Genomic DNA, 12,039 nt, shown 5'->3' on the forward strand with positions numbered 1-12,039 from the left:
CGGGCAAGACGATGACTGGAGCGAACGCTTGTTGGCCCGCGACTTTGTGCAGGCCTACGAAGAACAGGTTCGTCTGATCGACAGCCTTCACACCGACCCTCAAGGATGACGCGCATGTCCTGCTCCATGACTTCTTATTTCAAATCGCTGTGGATCTTTGCGGCCCTGTTGCTATTGGCCGGATGCTCGACGCTGTCGCCGTATTCCAAGCTGACCAAGCTGGACTTGACGCTGAACGCCAGCGACCAACTCAACCCAGATTTGCACGGCCGACCCTCGCCGATTGTCGTGCGTTTGATCGAGCTGAAAAATCCGGTGGCCTTTGAAAACGCCGATTTCTTCAGCCTGTATGAACGCGCCAAAGAGTCTCTGGCCCCGGACATGGTGGCCAGTGAAGAGCTGGAGTTGCGACCGGGCGAAAGCCTCGATCTCAAGCTCAGCGTCGACAGCGGCAGCCGTTACGTCGGCGTTCTCGCCGCCTACCGCGACCTACCAGAAACCAAATGGCGTTACGTGGTTCAGCTCACCCCCAACGAACGCACCTACGCCGAGTTGCGCCTGGATCAAGCCGGCATCCACAACGCCACCACCCTTCTGGGCAAGGCAGGAGACTGACCATGAACGCTCATAAAGTCATTTGGCGCGAAGGCATGCTCCTGCGCCCGCAACACTTTCAGCACAGCGACCGCTATTACGATTACCAGATGAATACCCGCACCCAGCTGACGGGGCGCTACATGTGGGGTTTTCTGGAGCTGGCGATTGATCAAGCGCCGTTAAAAGACAGCAAACTGGTGATTAGCCGCGCCACCGGCATTTTGCCCGACGGCAGCCTGTTCGACCTGGATGGCCGTGAAAAGCCGTTGATGATCCAGATACCGCCCAACATCGGTAAAACCCCGGTCTACCTGGCGCTGCCAGTGGTGACCGGCAACCACATCGAAGCCCGAGCCAGCGAAGACAAAGACGTACTCGCACGCTATTCCATCTACGACGCCAACATTTCCAATTCCAACGCTGGGGAGGGCATTGCCAGCCAAGTGCAATGCGGTCTCCCGGATTTTCGTTTGCTGCTGGGTGAACAAAAAAGCGATCAGGTGTTTGTCACGCTCAAGCTCGGCGAGATCCTGGATTGCACGGCAGACGGCGGGGTGACGCTTAACGGTGACTTTGCACCGACGGTCATTCACGCCAAAGCGTCAACCTACGTGGTGGCTTGCCTGGCGACAGCCTTAAGCTTGGTGGATACCCGTGCGGCGGCCTTGGCCGAGCGCCTTAGCGCCAACGGCAAGGCAGGCGGCTCCGAAGTCGGTGACTTCATGCTGATGCAGATGATGAACCGCACGCAGCTGATACTGCAGCATTACCAAGATCTGCAACACGTCCACCCCGAAGAACTGTACCGCACACTGCTGGCAGTGGTCGGCGAGCTATCGACCTTCGCCAGTGCGAACAGACGTACGCCAACGACGCTCAGCTATGTGCACAGTGATTTGAGCCGGAGTTTTAACGCGCTGATTACTGTTTTCCAGCAAATGATGAGCATGGTGCTGGAGGAGCATGCGACGCCGTTGCCGCTGATGCCGCATCAGTACGGTGTTCAGGTCGCCCTCGTTGCCGACCACTCGCATTTCGAAACGTCGTCCTTCGTACTGGTGGCCGGTGCGCAATGCACCGCCGAGGATCTGCGCAAACGTCTGCTCGCACAGCTCAAAGTCGGGACCGTAGAAACCATCCGCGGCATGGTCAATCACCACATGCCTGGTTTACGCGTGCGACCGCTACCGGTGGCGCCACGTCAGATTGCGTACCACGCCGACAAGGTCTACTTCGCCCTTGATTTAAGCGTCGACGAACTGGCGCAACTCAGTAAGTCAGGTGGATTTGCATTTCATGTGCCTGCAGATATTCCGGCGCTTGAGCTGAAATTTTGGGCGATCAAAAAATGAACGAAATAAGCCGTGAAACCGGTCATAAAAATGATCAGACCCAGCTTGCACCGCATATTGGTGGCAAGGTCGGCACACAGCGGGTCACTGATCGGAAGCCCCCAGTTATAGAGCTAGAGGTTCAGGATGCCAGGCAAACATTCAGTGCCAGTATCAATCCTCTTGTGGCGGCCGCTGCCTCGCTATTGTCGAAGCTCGTCGAGCTCCAGCACACAGCAAAAATTGACAACTTTGACGAGTTAAAAAAGGAGTGGACGCGAGAGCTTGGGACTTTTCAGTCGCGTGCGCTGAATCTCAATGCTGAAAGCTATTTGCTTAACGACGCGTCATACGTGTTGTGCACCGTCCTTGATGAAGCTGCGGTGATTGCAGAACTGAAAGCGTCGCCTTCGCTAGACCCCAAAAAAGGTTGGTCGGCATCGGCATCCAGCCTGCTTTATCAAATGCACACGGAAACCTTCGGCGGCGAGAAATTTTTCATTTTGCTGGACCGCCTCAGAGGCAATCCGGTCAAGCACTTGGACCTCCTGGAGCTTATGTATCTCTGCCTGGCGCTGGAGTTCAAAGGCAAGTATCACTCGGCGGATAAGCAAGGTGATGCTGAGCTTAACGACATCCGCGACGGTCTTTATCGGACCATCCGCCACCTGCGCGGGGATGCGCTGCGCGAATTGTCGCCCCACTGGCATGGCCTTAAGGATCAGCGTCGTAACCTGGTTCGTATCGTTCCGTGGTGGATGGTGGTGCTGTTCACACTCATGTGTCTTGGAGTCATGTACTCCGGGTTTTCGTGGGTGCTGAGCGAACAACGCGAAACCGTTCTTGAACCTTACCGTCAGCTTGATGCGGCAGTGATCCAACCGCCGTTGCAGGGCAGGGATGCATGATGAAAATTTTCTTTAAAAAGCTGGCGACCTTCCTCGGGAAAACCTGGGTATGGACGCTCTTGCTGGTGTTGTTTGCTGCGTTGGCAGTATGGTTTTTCGGACCGCTGCTGGCGGTCGATGATCATAAGTTTTGGCAGGACGCGAGCCACCGTTTGCTGAGTATCAGCGTGCTGTTCTTGGCATGGGGTCTGTTCATTGTCTATGACAGCTGGAGCACTACCCGTCGTAAGAACGCAGCAGAGACCGATGCTGACAACAAGGGCCAGCTATTACTCACACTGCGAATCGAGGATGACGAAAAACGCCTGCGCAAGTTATTTAAAAAGGCTGTTCGTACATTAAAGACCGCCAGCTTGTATCGCGGACGAAGTGAACGTTGGCGCGACGATTTACCTTGGTATTTGCTGATGGGTCCAGAGAGCAGCGGCAAGAGCAGTTTGCTGAAGCAGTCAGGCCTAGAGTTTCCACTCAATAAAATCAGCACTGAAGACAAATCGGCTGACCCGGATTTCTGCGAGTGGTACTTCGGAGAACATGGCGTATTGATCGACACAGCAGCGCGCTACCTTAAGCATGCTCCAGACACTGTCGATAGCCATTCCTGGAAAACGCTGCTCGGCCTGCTCCGAGCGCGTCGCCGTAATCGACCGCTCAACGGTCTTATCATCACAGTACCGATGGAGCTACTCGAAACCGATCAAGTTGGTTTGACGGAGCTTTCCGAGTCAGTTCGTGATCGGTTAAACGATATCCGCAAGCAGCTGCGTGTCGATTTACCGGTCTATTTGGTGATCAGTAAAGCCGACCAAATCATCGGCTTTGAAGCGTTTTTCGAGCAGCTGACGCGGGAAGAAAGCGATCAAGTATTGGGTGCAAGTTTTGAAAAAGGACAGAGTAGCAATGATCGCGAAGCGCTCCGTCATGAGTTTGAGGAACTGCTCCGACGCCTGAACAGTCAGGTCATCACGCGCATGCAGCAAGAACAAAAACCAGCCCGGCGCGCCCTGATTCTTGACTTCCCCCATAGGCTTGGAAAAGTTGGCGAAAGCTTGGGTAACTTTGTTGCCCAAGCTTTCGGCGGCAATCGTTACGAGCGCGCCAGTCAGCTTCGAGGCTTCTATCTGACCAGCGCTCGGCAGAACGCAGAGCAGGCCGATACCAATGGCGCAGGACAATCTGCATTCGCCGGCTCTGCCCGCTTCATCAACCATCTACTAAGCCGAGTCATCTTTCCCGAAGCCGAACTCGCCGGGCTTAACAAACGCGAGCGGCGCCGAATTCACTGGGGACAGCGCGCGTTGTACGTGACGGCATTCGCAGCACTCGGGGTCTTCGGTTTGCTTTGGGCTTTAGGCTTTTCCGCCAACCACAGCCGCCTGGAACAACTGCGTGAATTCGCGCAAAACCTGACCAAACAACATGCCGAATTGGCCCCACAAGACGATGCCATGGCGGCGCTTCAACTGCTGAACACCGGTTATGCCGCGAGCCAAATATTCCCGGCTCTGGGTGATGTGCAACTGCACGAACGCAGCGGGCTGTATCAGGGCGAACCGAGTAACCCGGTATTGGATGACGCTTACCAGCGCGAACTGCAAAAACAACTGCTGCCCCGTGTTGCTCGCACCCTCGAAGCGCAAGTGCGCGCCAACATGAACAACCGCGAAAAACTGCTGGGTAGCCTGCGTGCTTACCTGATGCTCAACCTCAACGAGCGCCGTGATTCGACCTGGCTCAAAGACTGGGTTGCCGCCGATTGGTCGATGCGCTACATGGGCAATACCCCTGTGCAAAATGGCTTGAGCGAACACTTCAATCGCCTGCTGGCACATGGATTTGTCTACCCGCTCAATGAGGGCCTGGTCGCCCAGGCACGTCAGGTATTGCACGCAGAATCCCAAGCCGCCGTCGTCTATCGGTCACTGCGCGAGCAAGCCCAAAGCTTGCCGGAGTACCGTCTCAGCCAACACATGGGGCCGCAAGGCGGATTGTTTCGCGGCACCGACTACCTGATTCCAGGCTTCTACACTCAGCGCGGTTATGAGCAATTCTTCACCACAAAAGGCGCGAGCCTGGTGAACGAAATCCTTCGTGATAACTGGGTGCTGGGTGAAAGCACCGGTATCAGCGGCATGGACCTGCGGCGCTTGATGGTCGAACTGGAGCAGCTGTATTTCCGTGACTACGCCAACCATTGGGGCGAGGCCATCGGCCAAATCAGCTTGCAACCGTTTGGCCGTGCAGGCGAGGGCGCCAATCAACTCGCGGGCCTGATCGCGTCCAATTCACCCCTGCTGCAACTGCTGGTCGAAGTCCGCGACAACACCCGCTTCCCTGACCTGAGCGAAGGCGTTGCACAACTGGCCGATGCTGCTGGCGATGCTGGCGGCAAGTTAGGCGCGCTAGGTAAAGTGGCCTCTGCCGCAGCCGAAAAAGCCCAAGACGCACTTGCCAAGGGTTTGCCGGACACGGCGAAGAAATCCATGCAACGTCGTTTTGAACCGCTGCATCAATTGCTCGACGCCAACAACGGTCCGGCCCCAGAACTGATGCCGACGTTACAGGCGCTCAACGACCTGCAACTGCAAGTCGCCACCTTGGCCCGTTCCAGCCAGCCAGACCAAGCCGCGTATGAAATGGCCAAGCTGCGCATGACCGGCCAGCGTGATGCCCTTAATAGCTTGCGCGGTGCAACCAGTCGCTTGCCACGGCCCATCAGTGGTTGGCTCGACGTGTTGGCCGAAGACACCTGGATGCTGGTGCTCAACGACGCGTATCAGTACCTCAACCAGCGTTACCTCAGCGAGCTGCACGAGTTCTACAGCAAAGCCCTGCACCAGCGTTATCCGTTCAATGCCCACAGCACCAGCGACGTGGCCATCAGCGATTTCCGCGAGTTCTTCAAAGCGCAAGGCGTGGCCGACCGCTTCTTCGACAGCTACATGCAGCCCTTCGTCAGCGGCACGCCGGGTAACTACCGCTTGCGCAGCATCGACGGCCGCAGCTTGCCGATGTCGCGTTTGTACCTGGTGCAAATGGGCCATGCGCACGTCATTCGCCAAAGCTTCTTCGCCCATGACCCGAACGAGCCGCAGGTGCAATTCAAGCTTGAGCCCTACACCCTGGACCCCACCGTGAGCCGCGCCGAGTTCCGTTTCGGCAACCAGCAAATGGACTACCGCCACGGCCCTATCGTGCCGATGTCCTTCACCTGGCCCACCGATGCCGAAGACGGACGCACCAGCCTAGTACTGGACAAAATGGTCGGTCGCCCTATCGGTATCGAGAAAAACACCGGGCCATGGTCGCTGTTCCGCCTGTTCGACTTGATGGAAACCGAATACCTCAAAGGCCGGGATGTGATGGTCCTCAAAGCGGACGTCGGTGGCCTGCGCGCCAATTACTTGTTGCTGGCACAGCGCTCGCCGAACCCGTTCGACGTGGCTGCACTGCGCAACTTCCGTTTGCCGGCCCAGCTTTGATGGTGCAGGCAAACCCTTGGCGCAGCGTAGCGCGCACCGACACCGGCAATGTTCGAGCGCGCAACGAAGACGCTTTTCTCGACTGCCCACAGCGCGGGCTGTGGGCGGTCGCCGATGGCATGGGCGGCCACCAGTGTGGCGATGTCGCCAGCCAACTGATCGTCACCCACCTCGGCGAACTGCCCGAGGTGGGTAGCTTTGACGAGGGTGTGATTGCGGTTCGCCAGTGTTTGCACTGGCTGAATCGGCGCATGAGCCAGGAACTGACCATCACCCCCGAGCGCCGCGACAACATCATGGGCAGCACCGTGGTGGCATTGCTGATCGAGGGCAACCGTGGTGCCTGTGTGTGGGCGGGCGACAGCCGTTGCTACCTGTTGCGCAAAGGTCGTTTGCATCAACTGACCCGCGACCATTGCGTGTTGGAGGAACTGATCGAGGAGCAAAAAATGTCCCCCGAAAAAGCTCGTATACATCCCAACGCTTACGCATTGACTCGGGCCATCGGCGTGGGCGACCCGCTCCAACTGGAAGTGATGGAGCTGGAGGTATTCGCGGGCGATGTGTTTTTACTGTGCAGCGATGGTTTTTATCAAGACCTCGAAAACGACGTGTTGCGCGATACCTTGAGCCTGGAGGCATTTCACACGTTGTTCGACGCCGTACTGGGCAGCAGGGCCTTGGACAATCTGACCGCTGTGGTCATCAGCCAATGACCGAGACTTTGCCACCCTTACCTGAGGTGCTGGCTGGCCGTTATCGCATCGAGCGTTTGCTGGGTGCGGGTGGCATGGGCCTGGTCTATCGGGCGCGGGATTTGTTGCATGAGCAAATGGGCGCTCCCGATGCCTCCATCGCGGTGAAGCTTCTTAGCGACGTGTTTGCGGCCTCACCAGATGCAAGTTCATTGCTGTATAGCGAGTTTGTACTGACCCAGCATTTGCGTCACCCCGGCGTGGTGCAGGTGTTTGATTTTGCTATTGAGCCCGCCAATCAGCGCGCATTTATCACCATGGAGTTGATGCGTGGCCTGCCTTTGGACCGGCTGCTCTGCGAGCGCCCGTTAGGGGTGCCATGGATCGAATTGCGTGACATCGCCATTGAGCTACTTGATGCACTGGCGCACGCCCACAGTCGAGGCGTGCTGCACGGTGACCTTAAACCCAGCAACGTCATGCTGACGGAAGACGGTCTGCGCCTATTTGATTTTGGCCTCGGGCAAGCGGTTAACGGCGTGCTGGCGGGGTTACCCAAATTGCGTCGAGAAACCCTCAATGCCTGGACGCCTTCATACGCGGCGCCCGAATTGCTCGAAGGGGGTGCGCTGTCCTTGCGAACCGATATGTTTGCCGTCGCCTGTGTGCTGTTCGAACTGGCGGGTGGCAAACATCCATTCCAGCGATTGAGTGGGATTGAGGCGCGAGAACAGAAACTGGATCGTGGTCTGAACTGCCCAAAACATTTACCCACAACCTGCTGGCCCGCAGTGAAAAATGCGCTAGCACTCAAGCCTCAAAAACGCACGATTGATGCCCGAGCACTACGGGATATTTTTCGAGAAGCGCCACCTGCGAGGTCTTGGCGTTGGTTTTAAGTCGATTAAGCAAATGTAGGGAGCTTTCCTACACACGAAGCGGATTGGGACGGCATTTTTTTGAGGTGGTATCGGTCAAGGTCGGTCTTTAACATTTCGATACAAGGACCGACAAATGTCTCATTCGGCCAGCACCACAAAAATCACCCTGCAGGTAAAAGGCGAGCAAGAAAATAACCTTTTGGTGCTCTCGTTCTGCGGTGAAGAAGCCATCAGCCAGCTTTACCAAATCACTATTGAAGTGGTTACCGAGCGTGATCCCCGGGACTTTGAAAACCTACTGCACCAAGAAGCCTTTCTGCGCTTTGGGGATGGCGGTGAAGGCCTGCACGGTCACATCTACTCCCTCAAAAAGGGCAGGGCGGGGCCTCGCTTTACGTCCTATACGCTGGTGCTCACACCCTTTATCTTCTACCTGCAATTTGCCAGTCACCGCCGTATTTTCCAACACCAGACGACCACCCAAATCATCAGCCAGGTGCTCAAGGAGAACGGGATACTGAGCGGCCTGCATTTTGAGTTCAAAGCAGGAGGCGTGCCTACGCCTGCGCGCGATTACTGCGTCCAATATGCTGAATCTGACCTCGATTTTATTTTGAGGTTATGCGAGGAAGACGGCCGTTGGTTCTATTTTGAGCACACAGCAGAAGGTCATCGCCTGATCTTCGGTGATGACGAAATCCTCTTTCACAAAAAACCGGCATTGGTCCTACCCCATGTAGCGATTAACGGAATGGTGCCTGAAGGCCCGTCCATCAACGACTTCAGCGTGCGCGTCATTGCCCGCACCAGTGAAGTGGTCAGCCGTGATTTCGATTTCCAGCAAGCTCACGTTCAGCTGGAAACACTCAAAAAATCTAATATGCGCCCGCACCTGGAGGACTACGTTTACCCCGGTAACTTCACCGAGGAGTCCGGTGGCCGCGAGCGCGCAAAACGAATGCTGGAGCGCCACAGAAGCGACTATCAGCTCGCTCAAGGCGCGACCAATCAGGCACTTCTGCGAAGTGGATCGCTACTGCGTGTCGAGGAACATTCGGACCCGGACTGGAACGTTCTTTGGGTATTGCTTTGCGTCAAGCACGAGGCCTACCAGCCGCAAGTGCTGGAAGAGTTCGGCGCCAGCACGCTCGATAACGGCGCCGGAATTGCGCAGGGATACCGCAATACGTTCACTGCCATCCCGGAAAAGGTCCAGTTTCGGCCCCAACTGCAACACCCGATTTCGAGGATTTATGGCAGTCAGACCGCCAAAGTCACTGGACCGAAGGGCGAAGAAATTTACTGCGACGAATACGGACGGGTACGCATCAAGTTCCATTGGGATCGCGTTGAGCAAGACGATGAGACCACCAGTTGCTGGGTGCGTGTCTCCTCTAGCTCTGCTGGCGCGGGCCATGGCGCAGTTGCCATTCCCCGAGTAGGCGATGAAGTGGTCATCACCTTTATGAACGGTGATCCAGCACAGCCAATGATCACCGGGTGCGTAGCGAACAGCCAGCGCCCGGTGCCTTACGCACTTCCAGAACACAAAACCAAAAGCGTTTTCCGCTCCAGAAGCACGCCCGCCAGCACCGGCTACAACGAGCTGTACCTTGAGGACAAAAGCGGCAGTGAAATGATCTATGTTCGCGCCCAGCGGGACATGGAACAAAACATCCAGAACGACAGCCGCATTCAGGTCGGCAACGAACGACTGGAGACCATCACCGGCAAAAGCACCTCGGTGCTCAACGCTGCCGAAGACCGCACCACCACCGGTCCGCGATCAGTTCAATTATTAGATGGCGATAACCTGAAAGTCGCCACCAGCAGCCACACCGAGGTGGGGCAAGTGCTAACCGTCAAAACCGGCGTGGAAACTCACCTCAAGTCCAGCGGCAACATTGTCCTGGACGCAGGTGTAAGCCTGTCGCTGAGCGCGGGCGGGCATCACTTGATCATCAGTGCTGCGGGCATCTTCGTCAGCTCCCTAGTCGTACTCGGTGGTGCTCCCATCCCCGGCACACCGGCCAGCCCAACAATCCCAGGCTCCGTCGCTGCGCTAATCGCGCCACCTGATTTACCTCCCGTCATGGCCCTCTCCCAAAGCGCTGTTATGGCGCAAACCAAAGCCTTGGGCGCTGACTTCTGCCCCCTCTGCGAAGCCTGCCGTGACGGCCTTTGCACGCTTGAAGGAACTGCCGCATGAACCACCTCCCCAACCAATGGATGGCCGAACAATCGCGCCTCGCGCGGTCCACGTACCTGATCTTCGATTCGGAAGGTGAACGGGAAACCTACCAAGCGCTGCTGGCTCTGGAACCTACGCCAAACTACATCAGCGTCTATGCCCAAACCCCGATCAGCGCTATAGCAACCGGGCCACTAATCCTGCAAATCAGCAGCGCAATGAAGCCGCTACTCAACTCACTGCTCGACACCCCCGAGCGCAACTGGGGCTGGTTAGTCAGCTGTAAAGGCGACCAACTGACCGCCATGGCCGAGCACTGGCGCGCCCGAATCATCATCGGCCAACGTCCCGAGCAATCGCTTTACCGATTCCACGACAACCGGGTATTGGCACGGGCGCTGAATCATTTGAAACCCGAAGCTCTGCCTGAATACCTTGGACCGATTGCCGGTGTTCTTTATTGGGATGGGATGAAGTGGACGACGGTTGAGAATCCGAGTCCTGGCGTTTATCCAGTGCCCAGTAATCCGGGTTGGTTGGGAGTGCCTGCGCCGGTGGAGCAATCGAGGGCGATATTGCTTACCAATATCGAGCGATATGTGCGCGCAGAACATGCCGAAGAAATATATGAGCTGGAACAACGTACATATATCAACGCGTGGATAAATAAGCAACTCGATGATGCTGACCTGTGGAATTGGCATACGCCGGAACAGTTACAGTTTTTGGTAACCCAGCGGCTCAAGGAAGAAAAAGGAGCCATTATTGAAAGCTGGCTGCCAAAAGAGAACGAAACACCGCAGCAGCATTTTGATCGAATTTATAAAGAAGCGACATACTGGGCCGGCGGCAACTAATATGAATATACTGACTAAGACGGTTACAAGGAAAATTAAGAAGCGCGCTGCATGGGCGACTATTATTTTCCCCATGCTGCTAGCAAGCGGCTGCGGCGCAACGGATAACGACAAGTTCACGTTGAAAACTGCGATGCCCGCAAACTTTAAACTTGAGGCTGACGGCTACTATATTCCGGCCACGGCGCAAGAGTGCAAGGCCCCATGGACCAGGAGAAAGTATGTTGCAGACAGAGAGTCTTCCACCAGCGGAACGAAGGATTCCGATTATACGGCGGTGCTTCATATACCGCTAAAGGTGATCGCGGGCGATTGTCCGCTGATACTAGGAGGCTTGAAACTAGATATCGAGGGGAAATGGGGGCCAGGGATGTGGGACGTAGATGGAGTTAAAGCGAGTATTTCTATTCGCGACAAAGATCCTGGCGACAGTGAAAAGTTAGTTAGCACGGAAAGTACCATTCTTAATGGTGAATGCCAATGGTTTTTTAGAACTATGGGGCCAAAGCGTTTCCTCGCAAAAGTCATGAAGTGCAGCGCCATCGACAAAAACGGTCAGGTTTTGAAATATTCTCCAGGAGGCAGTATTCAACGTGACAAGTTGCCCGGCCAGACGATTAATATGTCTATTAGACTGGCTGATACCGAAAAGCCCTATTACAAAGGGTTTTGGTTTAAGGCCGCTGCTGGCGGCTGGAAACCGTGCGATGCGAACTGGGGTCGCGACATGGAAGAGGAGTGCTTAACACCGCCTAAATTCAAAAACTTCATTATGCCTGATGGTCGTGACTGTAGCGTCTATCCAACGTGCACCGAATAAGGAATTATGACTATGATTATTCATGATCTAAATGCGGCAATCTTTGCACGTAAAACCGTCACCACTCCACATGGTGGAGAATGGATAGGTTCTGATATACGGCCATTACAAAGGTCGTCAGATTTAACTGAAAAACGGACTAAACGCACGTTCTTGGGGAATATCTCAAAACACTATAAACGAATAGCTCTTATAACCCCCATGCTGCTAGCAAGCGGCTGCGGCGCAACGGATAACGACAAGTTCACGTTGAAAACTGCGATGCCCGCAAACTTTA

At 55.6% G+C, this 12,039-nt stretch carries 11 protein-coding genes; all 11 read left to right on the plus strand.

The window, feature by feature from the left end:
* A partial coding sequence (locus tag M0974_RS25660; RefSeq protein WP_297843714.1) for a hypothetical protein occupies nucleotides 1–109 on the plus strand: 109 nt, incomplete at its 5' end.
* 5 nt (nucleotides 110–114) lie between these two features.
* Nucleotides 115–615, plus strand: coding sequence for a type VI secretion system lipoprotein TssJ (gene tssJ / locus M0974_RS25665; RefSeq protein ID WP_297843692.1), 501 nt, complete (start codon nucleotides 115–117; stop codon nucleotides 613–615).
* 2 nt (nucleotides 616–617) lie between these two features.
* Nucleotides 618–1,949: a type VI secretion system baseplate subunit TssK gene (tssK, locus tag M0974_RS25670; RefSeq protein ID WP_297843694.1), complete on the plus strand. Its 1,332-nt coding sequence runs from the start codon at nucleotides 618–620 to the stop codon at nucleotides 1,947–1,949.
* A gap of 5 nt (nucleotides 1,950–1,954) precedes the next feature.
* The gene (gene icmH / locus M0974_RS25675; protein ID WP_297843716.1) at nucleotides 1,955–2,836 is read left to right on the plus strand and encodes a type IVB secretion system protein IcmH/DotU; all 882 of its coding nucleotides are present in this window, start codon (nucleotides 1,955–1,957) and stop codon (nucleotides 2,834–2,836) included.
* Nucleotides 2,836–6,318, plus strand: coding sequence for a type VI secretion system membrane subunit TssM (tssM, locus tag M0974_RS25680; protein WP_297843718.1), 3,483 nt, complete (start codon nucleotides 2,836–2,838; stop codon nucleotides 6,316–6,318). Before icmH ends, tssM begins: the two co-directional genes overlap by 1 nt.
* Complete coding sequence (locus M0974_RS25685) at nucleotides 6,318–7,034, plus strand: PP2C family serine/threonine-protein phosphatase (protein WP_297843697.1); 717 nt, start codon at nucleotides 6,318–6,320, stop codon at nucleotides 7,032–7,034. Before tssM ends, M0974_RS25685 begins: the two co-directional genes overlap by 1 nt.
* Complete coding sequence (locus M0974_RS25690) at nucleotides 7,031–7,912, plus strand: serine/threonine-protein kinase (protein WP_297843700.1); 882 nt, start codon at nucleotides 7,031–7,033, stop codon at nucleotides 7,910–7,912. The genes M0974_RS25685 and M0974_RS25690 overlap by 4 nt, the downstream gene beginning before the upstream one ends.
* A 115-nt stretch (nucleotides 7,913–8,027) precedes the next feature.
* Nucleotides 8,028–10,103: a type VI secretion system tip protein TssI/VgrG gene (gene tssI / locus M0974_RS25695; protein ID WP_297843703.1), complete on the plus strand. Its 2,076-nt coding sequence runs from the start codon at nucleotides 8,028–8,030 to the stop codon at nucleotides 10,101–10,103.
* The gene (locus tag M0974_RS25700) at nucleotides 10,100–10,942 is read left to right on the plus strand and encodes a DUF4123 domain-containing protein (protein WP_297843706.1); all 843 of its coding nucleotides are present in this window, start codon (nucleotides 10,100–10,102) and stop codon (nucleotides 10,940–10,942) included. The genes tssI and M0974_RS25700 overlap by 4 nt, the downstream gene beginning before the upstream one ends.
* A gap of 1 nt (nucleotide 10,943) precedes the next feature.
* A complete protein-coding gene (locus M0974_RS25705) occupies nucleotides 10,944–11,762 on the plus strand; it encodes a hypothetical protein (protein WP_297843709.1) in 819 nt (272 codons plus the stop codon).
* A gap of 12 nt (nucleotides 11,763–11,774) precedes the next feature.
* Nucleotides 11,775–12,039, plus strand: a 265-nt coding sequence (locus M0974_RS25710) for a hypothetical protein (RefSeq protein ID WP_297843712.1), incomplete at its 3' end; no start/stop codon positions are given.

It is taken from the genome of Pseudomonas sp. (assembly GCF_026224925.1).
Taxonomy (GTDB): domain Bacteria; phylum Pseudomonadota; class Gammaproteobacteria; order Pseudomonadales; family Pseudomonadaceae; genus Aquipseudomonas.

Bases quoted from the DNA above. Each gene is read 5' to 3' on its own strand.
- tssM (WP_297843718.1), top strand. From the start codon at position 2,836: ATGAAAATTTTCTTTAAAAAGCTGGCGACCTTCCTCGGGAAAACCTGG.
- tssI (WP_297843703.1), top strand. From the start codon at position 8,028: ATGTCTCATTCGGCCAGCACCACAAAAATCACCCTGCAGGTAAAAGGC.
- M0974_RS25685 (WP_297843697.1), top strand. From the start codon at position 6,318: ATGGTGCAGGCAAACCCTTGGCGCAGCGTAGCGCGCACCGACACCGGC.
- M0974_RS25705 (WP_297843709.1), top strand. From the start codon at position 10,944: ATGAATATACTGACTAAGACGGTTACAAGGAAAATTAAGAAGCGCGCT.
- M0974_RS25700 (WP_297843706.1), top strand. From the start codon at position 10,100: ATGAACCACCTCCCCAACCAATGGATGGCCGAACAATCGCGCCTCGCG.
- tssK (WP_297843694.1), top strand. From the start codon at position 618: ATGAACGCTCATAAAGTCATTTGGCGCGAAGGCATGCTCCTGCGCCCG.
- M0974_RS25690 (WP_297843700.1), top strand. From the start codon at position 7,031: ATGACCGAGACTTTGCCACCCTTACCTGAGGTGCTGGCTGGCCGTTAT.
- tssJ (WP_297843692.1), top strand. From the start codon at position 115: ATGTCCTGCTCCATGACTTCTTATTTCAAATCGCTGTGGATCTTTGCG.